This window comes from Streptomyces sp. NPDC057543 (assembly GCF_042801895.1).
Classification (GTDB): Bacteria; Actinomycetota; Actinomycetes; order Streptomycetales; family Streptomycetaceae; genus Streptomyces.
In genome coordinates, this window is record NZ_JBHVFF010000026.1 from 1 (window position 1) to 19,920 (window position 19,920).

Here is a 19,920-nt window from a genome sequence, read left to right on the forward strand (position 1 = left end):
CTTCTTGGCCGCCGTCGTCTTCTTCGCGGTGGTCGTCTTCTTCGCGGCGGTCTTCTTGGCCGCCGTCGTCTTCTTCGCCGCCGTCGTCTTCGTCGCCGTCTTCTTCGCGGTCGCCTTCTTGGCCGGGGCCTTCTTCGCCGTCTTCTTGGCGGGCCCCTTGGCGCGCTTCTCGGCGAGCAGCTCGTAGCCGCGCTCCGGCGTGATGGTCTCGACACTGTCGCCGGTCCGCAGCGTCGCGTTGGTCTCGCCGTCGGTCACGTACGCACCGAAACGCCCGTCCTTGACCACGACCGGCGCCCCGCTCACCGGGTCCGTGCCCAGTTCCTTCAGCGGCGGCTTCGCGGCGGCCCGGCCGCGCTGCTTGGGCTGGGCATAGATCGCGAGGGCTTCTTCAAGGGTGATGTCGAAAAGCTGATCCTCGGAAGTCAGCGAACGCGAGTCCGTGCCCTTCTTCAGGTAGGGACCGTAGCGGCCGTTCTGTGCGGTGATCTCGACGCCCTCGGCGTCCTCGCCGACGACCCGTGGCAGCGACATCAGCTTCAGCGCGTCGGCCAGCGTCACCGTGTCCAGCGACATCGACTTGAACAGCGAGGCCGTCCGCGGCTTCACCGCGTTCTTGCCGGTCTTCGGGGTGCCCTCGGGCAGCACCTCGGTGACGTACGGGCCGTACCGCCCGTCCTTGGCGATGATCTGGTGCCCGGTGATCGGGTCCGCACCGAGCTCGAAGTCGCCGCTCGGCTTGGCCAGCAGCTCCTCCGCGTACTCGACGGACAGCTCGTCGGGCGCCAGGTCCTCCGGCACGTCCGCGCGCTGGTGGCCCTCGGAGTCCTTCTCGCCGCGCTCGATGTACGGGCCGTAGCGACCGACGCGGAGCTTGATGTCGTTGCCGACGGGGAACGAGGAGATCTCCCGCGCGTCGATCGCGCCGAGGTCGGTGACGAGCTCCTTCAGCCCGCCGAGGTGGTCGCCGTCGCCGTTGCCCGCGTCGGAGGCCGCGCCTGCACCGGCCGTGTCGTCGTCGCGCGCGCCGAAGTAGAAGCGCTTCAGCCACGGCACGGCCTGGGCCTCGCCCCGCGCGATGCGGTCGAGATCGTCCTCCATCTTCGCGGTGAAGTCGTAGTCGACGAGCCGGCCGAAGTGCTTCTCCAGCAGGTTGACCACGGCGAAGGAGAGGAAGGACGGCACCAGGGCCGTGCCCTTCTTGAAGACGTAGCCACGGTCCAGGATCGTGCCGATGATCGAGGCGTACGTCGACGGGCGGCCGATCTCGCGCTCTTCGAGCTCCTTGACCAGCGAAGCCTCGGTGTAGCGGGCCGGCGGCTTGGTGGCGTGCCCGTCGGCCGAGATCTCCTCGGCGGACAGCGCGTCGCCCTCGGCGACCTGCGGGAGGCGTCGCTCGCGGTCGTCGAGCTCGGCGTTCGGGTCGTCGGCGCCCTCGACGTACGCCTTCATGAAGCCGTGGAAGGTGATCGTCTTGCCGGACGCGGAGAACTCGGCGTCCCGGCCGTCGCTCGCCCGGCCGCCGATCTTGACGGTGACGGAGTCACCGACCGCGTCCTTCATCTGAGAGGCGACGGTCCGCTTCCAGATCAGCTCGTAGAGCCTGAACTGGTCGCCGGTGAGGCCGGTCTCGGCAGGGGTGCGGAAGCGGTCGCCGGAGGGGCGGATCGCCTCGTGCGCCTCCTGCGCGTTCTTGACCTTCCCGGCGTACGTGCGCGGCTTGTCCGGCAGGTAGTCGGCGCCGTACAGCTGCGTGACCTGTGCCCGGGCCGCGGAGATCGCGGTGTCCGAGAGGGTCGTGGAGTCGGTACGCATATAGGTGATGAAGCCGTTCTCGTACAGCTTCTGCGCGACCTGCATGGTGGCCTTGGCCCCGAAGCCCAGCTTCCGGCTCGCCTCCTGCTGGAGGGTCGTCGTCCGGAACGGGGCGTACGGGGAGCGGCGGTACGGCTTCGACTCGACGGACCGTACGGCGAACGTGGCGTCGGCGAGAGCGGCGGCCAGGGCTCGGGCGTTCGTCTCGTCCAGGTGCAGCGTCTGGCCGGAGCCGGACTTCAGCTGCCCGTCCGGACCGAAGTCACGACCCTGGGCGATCCGGCGGCCGTCGACCGCGCTGAGACGGGCGGCGAGGGCCGACGGGTCGGAGGCGTCACCGGTGCGGCCGGTGGCGAAGGTGCCGGTCAGGTCCCAGTACTCGGCGGAACGGAAGGCGATGCGCTCGCGCTCCCGCTCGACGACGAGACGGGTCGCCACGGACTGGACCCGGCCGGCCGACAGGCGCGGCATGACCTTCTTCCACAGGACCGGCGAGACCTCGTAGCCGTAGAGGCGGTCGAGGATGCGGCGGGTCTCCTGGGCGTCGACCATGCGCTGGTTGAGTTCGCGCGGGTTGGCGACGGCGGCCCGGATCGCGTCCTTGGTGATCTCGTGGAAGACCATCCGGTGGACCGGGACCTTGGGCTTCAGAACTTCCTGCAGGTGCCACGCGATGGCTTCGCCCTCGCGGTCCTCATCGGTGGCGAGGAAGAGTTCATCGGACTCGGCCAGCAGCTGCTTGAGCTTCCTGACCTGTGCTTTCTTGTCCGCGTTGACGACATAGACGGGCTGGAAGTCATGCTCGACGTCGACGCCGAGCCGACGGACCTCGCCGGTGTACTCATCGGGGACCTCTGCGGCGCCGTTCGGCAGGTCGCGGATGTGCCCGACGCTCGCCTCGACGACGTATCCGGGGCCGAGGTAGCCCTTGATCGTCTTCGCCTTGGCAGGCGACTCGACGATGACGAGTCGGCGGCCGCCCTGTGCGGTCTCGCTGGTCGGGGACAACTTCGCTCTTCTCTCCGGTCGACACTCAGTGGGCATCCGGGCAGCGCGCTGACGCTGCCGACGGTGCTGTCGCTGCGGAGTGTGACGGTACAACCCGCCCCCGTGTCAAACGGCAAAAGCCCGCAACGGCCACTCGAACGGTAACCCGACTTCCGCCATTCCTGCCGCCCGGACCGCCCGCTCCCCTGTGGGCACGGTCGCCGCCTGCGGGTTTCCGAGTGCTGCGGCGGCACTGCGGAGCGGGGCTCCCGGCGCCGTGCAGCCGGGCGCCCCGGGCGTGTTCTCCGCCTCCCCACCCTGGCTGCCGAGACCCTGGGGGCCGGATCCGGCGGGAAGTGGATCAGATGCGGGTGAAGCACCACACACCGAGAACGAGAAAGAGTACGCCGAACACAGTGGCGAGAGCGGCGGAAGCGATGGGGCTCACTCCGTGCGCCACCGGCGCACGGTGCAGCACACGCGCCCCCGTCCACAGCAGCAGCGCGGCGCCGAACAGCGCGAACGCCGTTCCGGCGAAGACCGCAGGTCCGCTCTCCATGTCCGTACGCCTCCCTTTCCCGCCCGGCCGAGGCCCATGCCGGTCCGGTCCCGGGGAGGCTGCCACCCCAGGGCGTCGTGGATGCGAACCCCGGGTGAATGGCCGGATTCACGCACCCCGCAAGCTCGGAGCCCGGGCCGGTGGGCGACACCGGCCCGGTGGGCCAACCGGAATCCGCAGCGTCCGCGACGGACCGTCGACGGTGAACGCGAAGCCGCTGATGGCGAGCCCGTTCATTACGCACGGCGGTACGCGCCCGAACCGGAGCGGAGCCCGCTGACGGAGTCCGCCCAAGGCTGCGGCAGCAGGGAGGCAGCCGCCCGGCCCGGGATCACGGCAACGTGATCGGCTCGATCAACTCGAACGATGCGATCAACGCGTCGGCAGCACCGGCTCCAGGAAACCCTCCTCCACCAGGAGCCTGATCGCCTGCGGAGTGCGGTCGCGCAGCAGCACCGGGTCCTCGTTCATCAACTGGGCGATCGCGTCCAGGATCCGGCCCGCGGGCAGCGACCCGTCGCACACGCCCGCGAAGCCGGCGCCGACGGCGTCGACCTTCGTCGCACGCCGCATGCCACGGTTCTGACGGAGCACCACATGCTCGGGGTCCTCCGCGCCCGGGAGCCCGACCTGTTCCTGCACGACCTCGGCAGCGAGGGTGAAATGCCCGGCCAGGAGCGCCGCGTCATCCTGTTCGCGGAGGTAGTCCTGACGGACGAAGTGGGCCTGGACGGCGGGTCCGAGCGGCTGCTCCACCGCGTGCGGCCACTCCTCGATCACGACGGACGGATTACCGGCGGCAGCCGCGGCGGACTTCCGCAGGGTGATCCAGCCGAAGCCCACGCCCTTGGTCTTGCGGGCCTCGAACTCGTCCAGCCAGGCGTCGTAGCGCGCGGCGTAGTCGGCGGGGTCCGTGCGGTGGTCGCCGCTGTCGCGCAGCCACAGCTCCGCGTACTGGGTGACGTCCTGGACCTCACGCTGCACGATCCAGGCATCGCAGCCGTGCGGCACCCAGGAACTCAGCCGGGTCTGCCACTCCTCGCCCTCGATGTGCTGCCAGTTGGCGAGAAAGTGGGCGTATCCGCCTTCGTTCAACCGGTCACCCGCCTGCTGCACCAGGGTCCGGCACAGGTCGTCGCCGCCCATGCCGCCGTCGCGGTAGGTGAGGCGGGCACCGGGCGAGATGACGAACGGCGGGTTGGAGACGATCAGATCGTACGTCTCCGTGCCCACGGGCTCGTACAGGGAGCCCTGACGCAGATCGGCCGCGGCGACGCCGGAGAGGGCGAGCGTCAGACGGGTGAACTCCAGCGCTCGCGGGTTGAGGTCGGTGGCGGTGACCCGGGTGGCGTGCTGCGAGGCGTGCAACGCCTGGATGCCGGAGCCCGTACCGACATCGAGCGCGGAGGCGACAGGTGTACGGACGGTGATGCCCGCGAGCGTGGTGGACGCCCCGCCGACGCCGAGGACCACGCCCTCCTCGCGTGAACCGATGCCGCCCGCGCCGCCGACCGCGCATCCCAGGTCGGAGACGATGTACCAGTCCTGCCCTTCGGGCCCGCCGTACGGCCGCACGTCGACCGTGGCCCGTACTTCGCCGGCGGCGTGGGCCACCCAGCCGTCCTCGACGCACTCGGCCAGGGGGAGCGCGGCGCGGGCGCGCTCGTACGGGACCGGGTGCTGGAGCAGGAAGAGCCGCACCAGTGTGTCGAGCGGGGAGTCGCCCCGGGTGGCCCGCAGAGCCGGGACCGTCTCGCTGCGGGCGAGCGCGGCGTAGGCGGGGGCACCGAGCAGGTCGAGGAGCCCGTCGGCGGTGAAGGCGGCGGCAAGCAGGGCTTCACGGAGCCGGGGCGAACGGTCGGGCAGGGGGAGACTGGTCGTACTCACCCCCTCATTGTGGCCGCTCCCACTGACAACGGCAGCGGCCCGGCGCCCGCCGGGGCCGCCGGGCCGTACGCACAACGGCCGCAATCGCTACAACCGCGACACCTACTCCACCTGCCGCACCTACCGCACCTACTACGACTGCCGCGGCCGTTCGGTTACGACTTCTTGCTGGGCGAGGCGGACGGCGACGGGGCGCCCGGCTTCGGGGAGGCGGTGTTCGGCGCCACCGAGGCCGTCGGCTTCTGGCAGCCCTTCTGCTTCGCCATCGCGGTGCCGACCTCGCCGGACTGGAGCTTCCTCAGGGCCTCGTCACCACCGGTACTGATCTTGTTAAGCTCGTCCGCGATGCCCTTGAGGCCGTCGGCGAACTTCGCTTGGTCCTTCGTGTCGAGGGCGTCGACCTTCTTCTCCAGGTTCGCGTACGCCGCGGAGGAGGCGTTCAGCTCCTTCACGGCCTCCTTCTGCGTGGTCTCGCCACCGTCGACCGGCGGTGCGCCCGCCGAATCGACAGCCGCGCCCAGAGCCTTGTACGCCTGCGAGATCTGCTGGAAGGCGGCCGAGTCGGTCTTCTGGACGTCGGCGGGCTTGCTGTTGTCCGCGGTCTGCTGCTGGATGGCGGCGTTGGCGTTCGCGATCTTCTGGAGCTGGGGCTGGACCTTGTCGCAGACGTTCTTGGCCCAGGCGTTCACCTTGTCGCTGTTGTCGTCGCTGCTGCAGCCCGACAGCGTAAGTACCAGTACCGCACCGCCGGACAGCGCGGCCGCAAGCTTCTTGTTCACCGGATCGGTCCCTTCCAAGGCTCTCGGCCCCGGAACTTACACGCCGGGCGCCCTCCATCCGGGTGCCGGGCGTCCGATGAGAGACCTTTTGTAGCCATTTGCACCAAGGGAAATGAGGGAGATACCACTCACCCACGCGGCTCTCCACCCCCTCCGGACGGGTGAACACCTGCACGAGCGAGCGCCCCGGACGGGACCGTCGACGGGCCACCGACCGGCGTCCTCCGGCCTGCGTCCCTGCCGGGGTCCCGCCGCCGGGCAGCCGAAGGGACCGCGGGCGGACGACACATCAGAGTGCGTCGCCCGCCCAGTCATTGGCCGAGGGCGGCTACGCATCACCGCCCCCACCGCCCTCCTCCCGTCACCGCTTCACGAAACCGCCGCCTCTCCGGGCGACTCGGCGGGCCTGCCTCCGCCACCGGCCCCGTCACCGGGGCCCTCCTCGTCCCCTACGGCGACGCCGCGCCGTTTGGAGACGTAGACGGCGCCGATGATGACGACGATGGCCAGCACCGCGACCGCCGCCCGCACACCGGCGCTCGCGTCCTGCCCGTAACTGAACTGCACCACCGCCGGGGCAATGAGCAGCGCGACCAGGTTCATCACCTTGAGCAGGGGGTTGATCGCCGGTCCTGCCGTGTCCTTGAACGGGTCGCCGACCGTGTCACCGATGACGGTCGCGGCATGGGCCTCACTGCCCTTGCCGCCGTGATGGCCGTCCTCGACGAGCTTCTTGGCGTTGTCCCAGGCACCACCGGAGTTGGCGAGGAAGACCGCCATCAGCGTGCCGGTGCCGATGGCGCCCGCGAGATACGAACCGAGCGCCCCGACACCGAGCGTGAACCCGACGGCGATCGGCGCCAGGACCGCGAGCAGGCCGGGCGTGGCGAGCTCGCGCAGGGCGTCCTTGGTGCAGATGTCGACGACGCGTCCGTACTCCGGCTTCTCGCTGTAGTCCATGATCCCGGGGTGCTCGCTGAACTGCCGTCGCACCTCGTAGACGACGGATCCGGCGGACCGGGACACCGCGTTGATCGCCAGCCCGGAGAAGAGGAAGACGACCGCGGCGCCGAGGATCAGGCCCACCAGGTTGTTGGGCTGCGAGATGTCCAGGCTGAGGGTCATCTCCCCGGCCCTGGCCCCCACGTCGTCGACGGCGGTGGCGATCGCGTCGCGGTACGAGCCGAAGAGCGCCGAGGCCGCCAGTACGGCCGTGGCGATGGCGATGCCCTTGGTGATGGCCTTGGTGGTGTTGCCGACGGCGTCCAGGTCGGTGAGGACCTGCGCGCCGGCGCCGGTGACGTCGCCGGACATCTCCGCGATGCCCTGCGCGTTGTCGGAGACCGGGCCGAAGGTGTCCATGGCAACGATGACACCGACGGTGGTGAGCAGCCCGGTCCCTGCCAGGGCCACCGCGAAGAGCGCCAGCATGATCGACGTACCGCCGAGCAGGAATGCCCCGTAGACGCCCAGGCCGATCAGCAGCGCCGTGTAGACGGCGGACTCCAGACCGATGGAGATACCGGCGAGTACGACGGTGGCCGGACCGGTCAGCGACGACTTGCCGATGTCCTTGACGGGGCGCCGGCCGGTCTCGGTGAAGTAACCGGTCAACTGCTGGATCAGGGCGGCCAGCACGATGCCGATGGCGACGGCGACCAGGGCGAATACCCGCGGGTCACCACCGTGCGAGGTGATGGCGCTGTCGGTGACACCGTGCAGATCCGCGTACGAGGACGGCAGATAGACGAAGACGCCCACGCCGACCAGGACGAGCGAGATCACCGCGGAGATGAAGAATCCGCGGTTGATGGCGGTCATTCCGCTGCGGTCGGCGCGCCGCGGGGCGACCGCGAAGATCCCGATCATCGCGGTGACCACGCCGATCGCCGGAACGATCAGCGGAAAGGCCAGTCCGGCATCGCCGAAGGCGGCCTTGCCGAGGATGAGCGCGGCAACGAGCGTCACGGCGTACGACTCGAAGAGGTCGGCGGCCATACCCGCGCAGTCGCCGACGTTGTCGCCCACGTTGTCGGCGATGGTGGCGGCGTTGCGCGGGTCGTCCTCCGGGATGCCCTGCTCCACCTTTCCGACGAGGTCGGCGCCGACATCCGCCGCCTTGGTGAAGATGCCGCCGCCGACCCTCATGAACATGGCGATCAGCGCGGCACCGAGACCGAAGCCCTCCAGCACCTTCGGAGCGTCGGCGGCATAGGCGAGGACGACACAGGAAGCCCCGAGCAGACCGAGGCCCACGGTGATCATGCCGACCACGCCACCCGTGCGAAAAGCGATCTTCATCGCCTTGTGCGAAACGGCGGTGAGATCTTTCTCGGGTTCACCCTCCGCAGGAGTCGCCTCCCGCGCGGCAGCGGCCACACGGACATTGCTGCGTACGGCGAGCCGCATCCCGATGTATCCGGTGGTCGCCGAGAAAAGCGCACCCACCAGGAAGAACAACGAACGGCCCGCGCGCTGCGACCAGTTGTCGGCCGGAAGCAGTAGAAGCAGGAAGAAGACCACGACGGCAAAGATGCCGACGGTGCGCAGCTGCCGGGCCAGATAGGCATTCGCGCCTTCCTGGACGGCTGCCGCGATCTCCTTCATACGAGGGGTGCCCTCACCGGCCGCCAGCACCTGACGCACCAGCAGCCGGGCGACGAACAGTGCGGCTACGGCAACGACCGCGACGGCGACCACGATGACGCGATTGTCATCGGTGAGCACCGCGGCCGCGAGAGATGCGGGTCGGCCGGAAGGGGTGGAAAGTGCGGAATCTTGCGTCAGTCCTGCCAGTGGGGTGTTGAAGAACTCCGCCATACGTCCTCCTTGACGCTCAGCGCTCAAGACGTGGACGGATTGTAAGGAGCGGAAGCCGATCAAAACAGTGCGCGGTAAATGTAATTGACCTTCACGGGCGGTTCGGTAAATGATCGCGCCCACGAATCGACCCGAATGCAGTAATGGGGCAGGCGCATTTTCCGTAGATCAATGATCACACAGAAATGAAAAAAGGCCCTGCTCAGCAGGGCCTCAAAAGTCGGATCAAGAAATGTGTCGGGGGCGGCTCGGGGGAGGATCCGACGGGATCGGGACCGGCGGACCGCCCGTGGTGGCTGCGGAGCCTCAGGGAAGCACCGTCACCGGCGTCTTCGGCCAGCTCATGCGGATCACTCCGCCGTTGGCCCCCGATCTGACCTCCACATCGTCGACGAGACCGCTGATGACCGCGAGACCCATCTCGTCCTCGCCGTCGGCGTCGGAATCCGGCCCATCGAGCCCCACGCCGGGCGTGGCGCCGCGTGTCGCGGGGGCCTCGGCGGATCCGCCGGGCTCGGGTTCGGGTTCGGCGCCTGGTCCGGGCACCTCGTCGCCGACCTCGATCGAGAAGGACTTCTCCTCCTCGATCAGGACGACCGAGACGGGAGCGGCGATGCCATGACTGCGGTGCAGCCCGACTGCGCGGCTGCAGGCTTCACCGACGGCGAGTCTGACCTCGTCGAGCACGGCTTCATCGACCCCCGCCCGGCGCGCCACGGCGGCTGCCACGAGGCGGGCCGTCCTGACGTGTTCGGGCTGAGCACTGAAGCGGAGTTCAACGGTGGCCATGGGATCCCCTCAGACGTACGGGCGTGCATCCCGGCGGCCCGGGCACGCTGCCCGGATACCCCGGCTCTTCTTCGGGTCTTCTTCCGGTCTTCTTTCCGCGTTCATTCGGACCGCTTCCGGCTTTCTTCCGAAATCCTTCCGGAACCGACGAATCCGACGGCCGGCCGACCTGATCGGCGGACCCGCCGGACAGCCAGCAGACTGACGTCCGGCGGACGGGCCACTCCCGAGCGACCGAACAGCCGACGGCCGACCGACAAGCAGCTGCCCGTCAGAGGTCCGGTCGGCAGGCAACCGACGACCCACCGGTCGGCCGACAACCGACCGTACGCCGACCGGCTGCCCGTCAACCGGAGCACCGTCTGCCAGATCTCCCGGCCACCGGCACCCACTGCCCGGCCGACTGCCTGACCGCGACACCGGCCGTTCAGGCCACCTGCGGGGCACCGGCCGCCGGTCACGGCTGCCGGTGTACCGACCACTGGTCGGACCGCGGACCGCCCGCGGACCGACCGTCAGTCGGTGGCCGCAACGGCCTCGTCGACCGTGGTGTGAATCGGGAACACCTTGGTCAGACCAGTGATCCGGAAGATCTTGAGAATGCGCTCCTGGTTGCAGACCAGGCGCAACGAGCCCTCATGAGCCCGGACACGCTTCAGGCCGCCCACGAGCACGCCGAGACCGGTGGAGTCGAGGAAGTCGACGCCTTCCATGTCGACAACCAGGTGGTAGCTGCCGTCATTCACCAACTCGACCAACTGCTCGCGCAGCTTGGGCGCGGTATACACATCAATCTCGCCACCGACCTCGACGACCGTACGGTCGCCACCAGGGCCGGACACATTGCGAGTCGACAAGGACAGGTCCACGGATCCTCCAGCACCTTGCTATCGAGCGGTCGCCCCTCGGTCTCCCCGGCGGAGCCAGGGGACGGATCGCCAGCCGCGATGGCATTCAATCACTTACCAGCAGCCATGCACGACGCCTTGGGACCATTGTCCGTCACGCCAGTGACACACTCGGTGCCGATGGCCAAGAATCACCGCCCCAGTCGACCAGCCGAGAACAGGGACTCGCGCCCCTCTCCCGCCATGGTCCTCGACCGGCTCGCCGCAGTGGCGGGCCGGTCCGCGCGCATCACTCATACGGAGCACTTGCCCCCGCGCACGGGAACCCATGCCATCTGGCCCGATCGCATCCGGCCAGAAGTGATCGCCGCGATCCAGAAGGCCGGAATCGGCCATCCGTGGGCGCACCAGGCGGCCGCCGCCGAGCACGCCCTGGCCGGCGAGTCCGTGATCATCGCCACGGGCACGGCGTCCGGCAAGTCGCTCGCGTACCTCGCCCCGGTACTCACCACCCTGCTCGACGGCTCCGAGGCCCCGAACGGCCGTGGCGCGACCGCTCTGTATATCGCCCCCACCAAGGCCCTGGCCGCCGACCAGAGGCGTGCGGTGAAGGAACTCGCGGCACCGCTCGGCAACGCCATCAGGCCTGCGGTCTACGACGGCGACACCCCGGTCGAGGAACGCGAATGGGTACGCCAGTACGCCAACTACGTCCTGACCAATCCCGACATGCTGCACCGCGGGATACTCCCGTCCCACCCCCGCTGGTCCTCCTTCCTGCGCGCCCTGCGCTTTGTCGTCATCGACGAGTGCCACACCTACCGCGGTGTCTTCGGCTCCCACGTCGCCCAGGTGGTACGCAGGCTGCGCCGCCTGTGCGCCCGCTACGGAGCGAATCCGGTCTTCCTCCTCGCCTCGGCCACCGCGGCGGAGCCCTCCGTCGCGGCGGGCCGCCTCACCGGTCTCCCGGTCAAGGAGGTCGCCGACGATGCCTCGCCGCGCGGCGAGCTGGTCTTCGCGCTGTGGGAGCCGCCCCTGACCGAGCTGCACGGTGAGAAGGGCGCGCCCGTCCGCCGTACCGCCACAGCCGAGACCGCCGACCTCCTCACCGATCTGACCGTCCAGGGCATCCGCTCGGTCGCTTTCGTACGCTCTCGGCGCGGCGCCGAGCTGATCTCCGTCATCGCCAAGGAACGCCTCGCCGAGGTGGACCGCTCCCTGCCCGCCAGGGTCGCCGCCTACCGCGGGGGCTATCTCCCCGAGGAACGCCGCGCCCTGGAGCGCGCCCTGCACTCCGGCCGGCTGCTCGGCCTTGCCGCCACCACTGCCCTCGAACTCGGCGTCGACGTGTCCGGCCTGGACGCCGTCGTCATCGCCGGCTATCCGGGCACCAGGGCGTCGCTGTGGCAGCAGGCGGGCCGCGCCGGACGCTCCGGCCAGGGTGCCCTGGCCGTCCTGGTCGCCCGCGACGACCCGCTGGACACCTTCCTCGTCCACCATCCCGAGGCGCTGTTCCAGCAGCCCGTGGAGTCGACCGTCCTCGACCCGGACAACCCGTACGTCCTTGCCCCGCACCTGTGCGCCGCCGCTGCGGAGCTCCCGCTCACCGAAGCCGATCTGGAGCTCTTCGGCCCGGCCGTGGTCGAACTGCTGCCGCAACTGGAAGCCGCGAAGCTGCTGCGCAGACGGGCATCGGGCTGGCACTGGACCCGCCGCGAGCGCGCCGCCGATCTCACCGACATCCGGGGTGAGGGCGGTCGCCCCGTCCAGATCGTCGAGGAGGGCACGGGCCGGCTGCTGGGCACCGTCGACGAGGCTGCCTCGCACACCGCCGTCCATGAAGGCGCCGTCCATCTCCACCAGGGCCGCACCTATCTGGTCCGGAAGCTGGATCTGGAGGATTCTGTGGCCCTGGTCGAAGAGGCCGACCCGCCGTACTCGACGACCGCCCGCGACACCACCGCCATCGCCGTCCTGGAGACCGACACCGAGATCCCATGGGGTGACGGACGGCTCTGCTACGGCTCCGTGGAGGTCACCAACCAGGTCGTCTCTTTCCTGCGTCGCAAACTGATCACCGGCGAGGTCCTCGGCGAGACCAAGCTGGATCTGCCTCCCCGCACTCTGCGCACGCGCGCCGTGTGGTGGACCGTCACGCAGGATCAGCTCGACGCCGCCCGCATCAACCCGGAGATCCTCGGCGGCGCCCTGCACGCCGCGGAGCACGCTTCGATCGGCATGCTGCCGCTCTTCGCCACCTGCGACCGATGGGACGTCGGTGGCGTCTCCGTACCGTTGCACCCGGACACCCTCCTGCCCACGGTCTTCGTGTACGACGGGCACCCGGGCGGTGCCGGATTCGCCGAGCGGGCCTTCCACACCGCCCGCGCATGGCTGACCGCGACCCGCCAGGCCATCGCGTCCTGCGAATGCGAGGCCGGCTGCCCGTCCTGCATCCAGTCCCCCAAGTGCGGCAACGGCAACGATCCATTGCACAAACGAGGCGCCGTGCGTCTCCTCAGCGAACTCCTCCGGTGGGCTCCGCCGGAGCCCGGGGTGCCAAGCCCTCCGGAATCATCGGCGGCGACGGCTCCGGGTGATCGGGAGCAGCCGCCGGAGGGCCTGCCCGGGACCTGACCGCCGGTTCGTACGGCCCGAAGCGCACCCGGGCCGTCACATCGGCGATCTCTCCTCGCACCGCGCACCGGACCACCACGGCGCCCTGTGCCGCGGCCACCTTGTCGGCCGCCCCGCATGCCTCCTCGTGCCCTTGCAGGGCCCGGTCGGCCGCGGCCAGAGCCGCCAGGTCCGCCGCGCCGCCGGCCCGGTGCCGAGCGGCCACCACCTGCCCGAGCGCCAGCACGACAGCGAACACCGCACACAAGGTAGCCGTGGTCATCGCCACCCAAACCGTCGCCAGCCCCCTGTCCCGGTCCGCCAGGCCCTGGTCCGGCTCGCGGCCCTGGCTCCGGCTCCGTCCGCGACCGGGGCCACAGGCTCCACGTACGTGGAGCCACCCGGTCACAGCCCTCGCGGCACCCCGTCCCACCCCGATCATGGCTCCACCCCCACGGTGTCCTCGGCCAGTGCCGTCGCCTCCGCATGAAGCGTCAGGGCCAGCGGGCCGAGTCCGGGCGTGGGCGCCGCCACCCGCACCCGCCACAACTCCCCGGCCCGCTCCATCGCGATTTCGGCCCCGCCGGGTGCCGCCGAACGGGCGGTTTCCAGCACCTGTGGCTCCGGTTCCGAACGGGCCGCCGCCCTCGCCCCCGCCCTGGCCGCGTCCACGCACCGGATCTGGGCGGAGGCGGCCATCAGCGCCCAGACCAGGGCCAGGGCGAAGACCACCAGTACCGGAACCACCATGGCCGCTTCCGCCGTCACCGCACCCCGGTCCCCGCCCGCGCCCGCAGTCCCCGAACGGCCCCCGGCGCACAGCCCGGAACCATTCCTAGAACTTCGCATCGAGTGCGTCCTTCAGCAGTGACTGCAGCGCGGACATGACCGGCTGGCTGGTCACCACCTTGTAGAGCACCGCCGCGAACGCACAGGCCGCGATCGTCCCCACCGCGTATTCGGACGTCGTCATTCCGTTGTCCGACCGGACTCGGCGCGCCATGCTCCGCACCCAATCCCTGATTCGCTGCACCATTTCAACCCCCGCGAAATGTGTAATTAAAACTGGATAGATACTTATCAGTGCTATTCATTCAGCCGGAGTGAAGCAGGCCGGTCGCCAGCCCGATCACCACCGGCGCCACCCCGACCGCCAGGAACGCGGGCAGAAAACAGAGTCCGACCGGTGCGGTGATCAGCACGCCTGCCCGCTGGGCGCACGCCACGGCCGCGCTCGCCCGCTCCGCCCGCATCGCCTCGGCCAGCCGCGCCACCGGCTCCGCCGCCGGAGCTCCGGTCGATCCCGCCCGGTCCAGACAGCGGGACAGCGCGCCGGCGCCCGGTGTCTCCCCGAACCGCCCCCAGGCCACTGCTGGTTCACCACCGAGCCGGATCTCCGCCGCCGTCCGTGCCAGACGCACGCCGACCGGTCCGCCCAGCGAATCCCCCACCGCCTCCGCCGCTTCCCGGGGCCCGGCTCCGGCCGAAACGCAGGCCGCCAAGAGATCTGCTGCCAGCGGGAGTTGACGTACGACCTCAGTCGCCTCCGTAGCACCAGCACCCTGTTCGCCGCTGCGCCGGGCCCGCTGCCACCGCCGGGCGCCATACGCCGCGGCAAGCCCGGCCACGCACCCCAACAGGCCGCCGACCAGGACCACACCCGTCGCCACAGCCCCCAGCGGCGCGATCCACTCCTTGGCTGCTTGGGCGCCGGAAACCGCACGCCCGGGCCGACGCTTCTCCGCGCCGATCGCCATCAGCACCGCACCCCGGCGGCGTACCAGCCGCCTCCGCCGCCGCCCGGACAGGGCGAGAGCCAGGTACAGGACCACGCCCAGAACCGCCCACACTGCCGCCACCAGGTAGGCGACATCGCCGGTGATCCCGTTCATGCCGCCTCCCCCGCCCGTACGATCCGTCCGGCCCAGCAGAGCCCGGCAGCCTCCAGCAACCCACCCGCCACCAGACAGACCAGCCCGGCCGGCGTGTGCAGCAGCACCTCCAGCGGATCCGCTCCGAGCGCCGCCCCCAGTCCCAGCCCGAGCACCGGCAGCAGCGCGAGCACGGCCACCGTCGACCAGGCACCAGCCAGTTGGGCCCGTAACTCCTCGCGTCTGCGTCGCTCGGACCGCAGTGCACCTTCCAGGCGGTCCAGCCCCGCCGCGAGCCCGGCCCCGCCGTCCGCCGCCACCCGCCAGCAGGCCGCAACCCCGGCAAGCCCGTCCAGACCTGGCTCCCGCGCCGCCTGCCCGAGCGCCCCCGGTACATCGCCACCGAACCGTGCCGCGGCGGACACACCGGCCTCCGCCGCTCCCATCGCCCCGGTTCCGCGGACAGCGAAGAGCAGCGCCTGCCCCGGTTCATGTCCGGCCCGCAACTCACCCACGACTGCGCCGCACAGCGCCACCACCCCATCGGCCCGACGTTCCCGCTCCCGCGTCAGGGCCTGTCTCCGCAGCCACCGCCGTACCAGCGGCACCGCGACCGCACCGGCCAGCATCGGAAGCACGGACTCCCCCAGCACAGCGATGGCCAGCGCCACCGGCAGACAGAGCCATTCCCGCCGCTCCCGCAACCGCGCCTGGAACCATGCCCGAATCCGCTCCCAGCGCGCACGCAGGGGCGGCTCCACCCCGCCGTCGACGAACAGCACCCGGGCTCTCCGTCGCCCCTGGTCCTGCGCCACCACCAACCAGGCCGCCACCGCGACGCACAAGACCGCCGCGCCGCCCGCACCCGCCGACAGCCCCGGCGCCGCACCGTCGCTCACAGCGCACCCCCGATCAGCGACCGCAGCCGCTCCCAGCCCCGCTCCCGCACGAATCCGCCGGGGCCCCAGCACAGCGCCGGCACAGTCACCACCAGCCCGGCCGCGTCCCGCTCCAGCACCTGCACCTCGGCGATCCGCCGCTGCCCGGCCCGGTCCCGTACGAGATGGACCACCACCGACAACGCCGCCGCCAACTGGCTGTGAAGCGCCGTCCGGTCCAGCCCCGCCGCCGTCCCCAGCGCCTCAAGACGGGCTGGGACGTGCTCGGCGGCATTGGCGTGAACCGTCCCGCAGCCGCCCTCGTGCCCGGTATTCAGCGCGGCCAGCAGTTCGGTGACCTCGGCACCCCGCACCTCCCCGACGACCAGCCGGTCGGGCCGCATCCGCAGCGCCTGCCGCACCAGGTCCCGAAGGGTCACCCGGCCCGCCCCCTCTTGATTGGCGGGGCGCGACTCCAGACGCACCACGTGCGGATGGTCCGGCCGCAGCTCCGCCGAATCCTCGGCAAGCACGATTCGCTCACGCTTCCCGACCGCACCCAGCAAACTCGACAGGAGAGTCGTCTTTCCGGCTCCCGTCCCCCCGCTGATCAGATACGAGACCCTGGCGTCCACCAGGGCCCGCAGGACCCGGTCGCCGTCCGGTGGCACCGTCCCGGCCGCGACCAGTTCCGTCAGCGAGAAGGCCCTCGGGCGTACCACCCGCAGCGACAGACACGTCGAGCCGACGGACACCGGCGGCAGCACGGCGTGCATACGGGTGCCGTCCGGCAGCCGCGCGTCCACCCAGGGCCGGGCGTCGTCGAGCCGCCGTCCCGCCACAGCCGCCAGCCGCTGCGCCAGCCTGCGCACCGCGGCAGCGTCCGGGAACGTCACCGCGGTGAGTTCGAGCCCACCGCCCCGGTCCACCCACACCCGGTCCGGCGCACAGACCAGCACATCCGTCACCGCCGGGTCGGCGAGCAGCGGTTCCAGCACCCCGGTCCCGACCAGCTCGCCGCGCAATTCGTCGGCCGCACCGAGCACTTCCGCATCACCGAGCAGCCGCCCCTGGGCACGCAGCGCGGCCGCGACTCCGGCCGGGGTCGGCGCCGCGCCGCTCTGCGCCAGCCGCTGCCGTACGGCGTCGAGCAGCGTCTCGGTCATGACGCACCCCCAGCGGTGCGGCTCGCCACGCCCTCCGGGGCGAGCGCCCGCTCCCAGAAGGCTGTGCAGAATCTGGCCAGCGGACCGCGCGCACTACCGCCGGGAGGTGCCCCGCCGTCCTGGGCCGCCAGCAACCCGGCCTCGAGCGGGAGTTCACCAACAAGCGGCAGCCCAAGCGCTTGCGCCACCCACCGTTCGTCGAGGCCCGCCGCGTACGGACCGCGCGCCACCACCCGCAGGTCGTCGAGGACCATTCCGGCCATCGACGCCACCCGCTTCGCCGCCGCGACCGCCCGAAGCTCCCCGGGGACCACCAACAGCCCGAGGTCCAGTTGCGCGAGCGCCTCGGCGACCGCCTCGTCGACCCGGCGTGGCAGATCGACGACGACCACCCCGCCGAGCCTGCGCGCGGCGGCCAGCACAGCCTGTATGGCCGACGGCGGGATCACCACCCAGTCGTCGCGGCCCCAGCTGAGCACCCGCAAGCCGTGCAGTGCGGGCAGCGACTCCTCCAGCGCGCCTCCGCCGACCCGCCCTTTGGAATGGGCAAAATCCGGCCACCTCATTCCCTCGGTGCGCTCGCCGCCGAGCAGCACATCGATGCCCCCGCCGAGCGGGTCACCGTCGATCAGCATGGTCCGCCGCCCGGCCCTGGCCGCCGTCACCGCGAGGGCGCAGGCCAGTGTGGACGCGCCGGAGCCACCCCGCCCGCCGATCACCCCGACGGTGAGTGCCGGCCGGCCCACACCTTCCGCCGCATTGGCGATCTGGTCGACGAGCCAACCCTCGGAGTCGGGCAGCCTCAGTACATATTCGGCCCCGATCTCCACGGCGCGGCGCCAGACGTCCGGGACATCCTGGTCCCGGCCGACGAGCATCACACCGCGCCTGCGCGCCGCCCCGCGGCACCGCCGGGCGGCGTCGTCCCCCACGAGAACCATCGGGGCCTGCTCCCAGCTGCCTCTGCGCTCGGGCAGCGAGTGATGAACTTCCGGTTCCGCTCCGGCGGCAGCACACAGCCGCAGCAGATCGTCGAGGAGTTCCACATCCTCGGTCACGATCAACGGTCCGCCCCGCCGCACTTCGGCACTCTGCAGACGATCCCGTGTGTTGGATTCAGCCACGATCTCCGCCCCTTCTCACTGCACCTTCATCGCAGTTCGCGCTGATCTCGGAGTGTTCCGGGATCAGCGATTCCACAACCCGCGGACTTCGCGGCTGGAATCACCGTGCAGCGCTTCGGGAAATCGTGTGGATCTTGCTCAAAAACTGTGGACAACTCCACCGTTGTGAATAACTCGGTCACTCATACCGGCGACTTCCGGAGAGCAGCGCTTCCACTACGCACCGTGACGGGGCACGATGGTGAGAGACGGGCAAGAAGTGAGCCGTCGCGGCCGAAACGGAGGCGGAATGCTTGATTCCGAACCCTAGAAATGGGTCTGGACATGCGACGACCCCCGCCGGGGGGGAGAGCGGGGGTCGTCCCCACGGCCGACTCGGGGGGGAGGAGCCGGACCGGGTTAGCACGGTCGCGAACGATCCGTGACTTCCATGGTGTACCCGAGAGCCTTCTCAGGCAAACCCACGCGCCGGAGTTTACGCCGAATGGTGGGCCCCTATGCTCTGCCTTGTGGAAAACCGCTTCTTGCCGCGCACAGCAGCCTTCTTTGACCTGGACAAGACGGTCATTGCGAAGTCTTCGACACTGACCTTCAGCAAGTCCTTCTACCAAGGCGGACTGATCAACCGCCGCGCCGTACTGCGCACTGCGTACGCACAGTTCGTGTTCCTCGCCGGAGGGGCAGATCACGACCAGATGGAGCGGATGCGGGAATATCTCTCCGCGCTCTGCAAGGGTTGGAACGTACGGCAAGTGAAGGAAATCGTTGCCGAGACCCTGCACGATCTGATCGACCCGATCATCTACGACGAAGCGGCGACGCTCATCGAGGAGCACCACACCGCCGGACGCGATGTGGTGATCGTCTCGACCTCGGGCGCCGAGGTCGTCGAACCGATCGGCGAGTTGCTCGGCGCCGACCGCGTGGTCGCCACCCGGATGGTCGTCGGCGACGACGGCTGCTTCACCGGCGAAGTGGAGTACTACGCGTACGGACCAACGAAGGCCGAGGCGATCAAGGCGCTCGCGGTGTCGGAGGGGTACGACCTCTCGCGTTGCTACGCCTACAGCGATTCGGCGACCGATGTACCGATGCTGGAATCGGTCGGACACCCACATGCAGTGAATCCGGACCGCGCTCTGCGGCGGGAGGCGACCCTCCGCGAGTGGCCGGTTCTCGTCTTCGATCGACCGGTCAGACTCAAGCAGCGGCTGCCCGCCTTCACGATGCCGGCGCGTCCCGCGCTGGTCGCGGCGGCAGCGGTGGGGGCGGCCGCGGTCACGGCGGGGCTGGTCTGGTACACCTCCCGCCGCCGCTCCAGCACCTCCTCCGCCTGACCACGCGAGCCGGGCGGCACCCCGATACCTTGAACTCGCCACCCGACGCCGCCAATGGAGCTGGCCGAGACGACCGTCTCAGCCCATTTCGCGGACTGAACCGGGTTGTCCAACTCGCCCGTAATTGAACCTAAAAGTAAAGAAGTACGGCCAGCACTACCGCTCACACCGGCCCTGGAGTACAAAGGACTCAACGGCCCGCGAGACCAAGGACGTCCGAGAGGATTACCTGTAACGCAGAGAAGGCCCCACGGACCGAGCATGAAAACCGAGCACCCACGCGACGTCGACCCGTCGATTACGGGCCAGCCGCACCAGGAACGGGCAAAGCCCCCGACCTGATGGGCACATATCGAGGACGCATGGTAACTGGGTAGACATGCCAGCGGCGGTACCGAGGACGGTACCGCCGCAACCCTTGTATCGGGCCGTGAAGTTGCCCCG

General features: G+C 70.2%; 16 protein-coding genes. 2 read left to right on the plus strand and 14 right to left on the minus strand.

The annotated features are described in order from the left end of the window. The 7 genes from topA to ACFU8Q_RS07305 form a co-directional block, all read right to left on the minus strand. Nucleotides 1-2,823: type I DNA topoisomerase (topA, locus tag ACFU8Q_RS07275; protein WP_384449056.1), on the minus strand; the 2,823-nt coding region annotated here is incomplete at its 3' end. Nucleotides 2,824-3,163: 340 nt separating this feature from the next. Next, nucleotides 3,164-3,361, minus strand: a complete 198-nt coding sequence (locus ACFU8Q_RS07280; RefSeq protein WP_266747018.1) for a hypothetical protein — start codon at nucleotides 3,359-3,361, stop codon at nucleotides 3,164-3,166. Nucleotides 3,362-3,733: 372 nt separating this feature from the next. Beyond that, the gene (locus ACFU8Q_RS07285; RefSeq protein ID WP_384449059.1) at nucleotides 3,734-5,248 is read right to left on the minus strand and encodes a methyltransferase; all 1,515 of its coding nucleotides are present in this window, start codon (nucleotides 5,246-5,248) and stop codon (nucleotides 3,734-3,736) included. A gap of 155 nt (nucleotides 5,249-5,403) precedes the next feature. Next, complete coding sequence (locus tag ACFU8Q_RS07290; protein ID WP_384449061.1) at nucleotides 5,404-6,027, minus strand: small secreted protein; 624 nt, start codon at nucleotides 6,025-6,027, stop codon at nucleotides 5,404-5,406. Nucleotides 6,028-6,396: 369 nt separating this feature from the next. Further along, nucleotides 6,397-8,847, minus strand: a complete 2,451-nt coding sequence (locus ACFU8Q_RS07295) for a sodium-translocating pyrophosphatase (protein WP_384449064.1) — start codon at nucleotides 8,845-8,847, stop codon at nucleotides 6,397-6,399. A 306-nt stretch (nucleotides 8,848-9,153) separates the two neighbouring features. Beyond that, nucleotides 9,154-9,636 carry an ATP-binding protein gene (locus ACFU8Q_RS07300; RefSeq protein ID WP_384449067.1) on the minus strand — a complete coding sequence of 161 codons (483 nt, stop codon included), beginning with the start codon at nucleotides 9,634-9,636 and terminating at the stop codon, nucleotides 9,154-9,156. 515 nt (nucleotides 9,637-10,151) lie between these two features. Next, the gene (locus ACFU8Q_RS07305) at nucleotides 10,152-10,505 is read right to left on the minus strand and encodes an STAS domain-containing protein (protein WP_003967428.1); all 354 of its coding nucleotides are present in this window, start codon (nucleotides 10,503-10,505) and stop codon (nucleotides 10,152-10,154) included. 78 nt (nucleotides 10,506-10,583) lie between these two features. On the opposite strand from ACFU8Q_RS07305, the gene ACFU8Q_RS07310 reads away from it, so the two are divergent. Continuing rightward, on the plus strand, nucleotides 10,584-13,121 hold the full coding sequence (locus ACFU8Q_RS07310; RefSeq protein ID WP_384449070.1) for a DEAD/DEAH box helicase: 2,538 nt from the start codon (nucleotides 10,584-10,586) through the stop codon (nucleotides 13,119-13,121). Here the strand turns inward: ACFU8Q_RS07310 and ACFU8Q_RS07315 are convergent. The 7 genes from ACFU8Q_RS07315 to ssd are packed head-to-tail and all read right to left on the minus strand — an operon-like array spanning nucleotide 13,003 to nucleotide 18,073. Further along, nucleotides 13,003-13,542, minus strand: coding sequence for an Rv3654c family TadE-like protein (locus ACFU8Q_RS07315; RefSeq protein WP_384449073.1), 540 nt, complete (start codon nucleotides 13,540-13,542; stop codon nucleotides 13,003-13,005). The two genes, ACFU8Q_RS07310 and ACFU8Q_RS07315, sit on opposite strands and share 119 nt — an antisense overlap. Continuing rightward, entirely contained in the window at nucleotides 13,539-13,949 is a 411-nt protein-coding gene (locus ACFU8Q_RS07320; RefSeq protein ID WP_384449076.1) for a TadE family type IV pilus minor pilin, read from the minus strand. The genes ACFU8Q_RS07315 and ACFU8Q_RS07320 overlap by 4 nt, the downstream gene beginning before the upstream one ends. Beyond that, nucleotides 13,936-14,136 carry a DUF4244 domain-containing protein gene (locus ACFU8Q_RS07325; RefSeq protein WP_384449079.1) on the minus strand — a complete coding sequence of 67 codons (201 nt, stop codon included), beginning with the start codon at nucleotides 14,134-14,136 and terminating at the stop codon, nucleotides 13,936-13,938. The genes ACFU8Q_RS07320 and ACFU8Q_RS07325 overlap by 14 nt, the downstream gene beginning before the upstream one ends. A 58-nt stretch (nucleotides 14,137-14,194) precedes the next feature. Then, on the minus strand, nucleotides 14,195-14,992 hold the full coding sequence (locus ACFU8Q_RS07330) for a type II secretion system F family protein (RefSeq protein ID WP_384449081.1): 798 nt from the start codon (nucleotides 14,990-14,992) through the stop codon (nucleotides 14,195-14,197). Next, nucleotides 14,989-15,870, minus strand: a complete 882-nt coding sequence (locus ACFU8Q_RS07335; protein ID WP_384449084.1) for a type II secretion system F family protein — start codon at nucleotides 15,868-15,870, stop codon at nucleotides 14,989-14,991. The genes ACFU8Q_RS07330 and ACFU8Q_RS07335 overlap by 4 nt, the downstream gene beginning before the upstream one ends. Next, the gene (locus tag ACFU8Q_RS07340; RefSeq protein WP_384449085.1) at nucleotides 15,867-17,015 is read right to left on the minus strand and encodes a TadA family conjugal transfer-associated ATPase; all 1,149 of its coding nucleotides are present in this window, start codon (nucleotides 17,013-17,015) and stop codon (nucleotides 15,867-15,869) included. Before ACFU8Q_RS07340 ends, ACFU8Q_RS07335 begins: the two co-directional genes overlap by 4 nt. Continuing rightward, nucleotides 17,012-18,073 carry a septum site-determining protein Ssd gene (ssd, locus tag ACFU8Q_RS07345; RefSeq protein WP_384449088.1) on the minus strand — a complete coding sequence of 354 codons (1,062 nt, stop codon included), beginning with the start codon at nucleotides 18,071-18,073 and terminating at the stop codon, nucleotides 17,012-17,014. Before ssd ends, ACFU8Q_RS07340 begins: the two co-directional genes overlap by 4 nt. Before the next feature lie 563 nt (nucleotides 18,074-18,636). On the opposite strand from ssd, the gene ACFU8Q_RS07350 reads away from it, so the two are divergent. Beyond that, nucleotides 18,637-19,476, plus strand: a complete 840-nt coding sequence (locus tag ACFU8Q_RS07350) for an HAD family hydrolase (RefSeq protein ID WP_384449091.1) — start codon at nucleotides 18,637-18,639, stop codon at nucleotides 19,474-19,476. Nucleotides 19,477-19,920 lie beyond the last annotated feature (444 nt).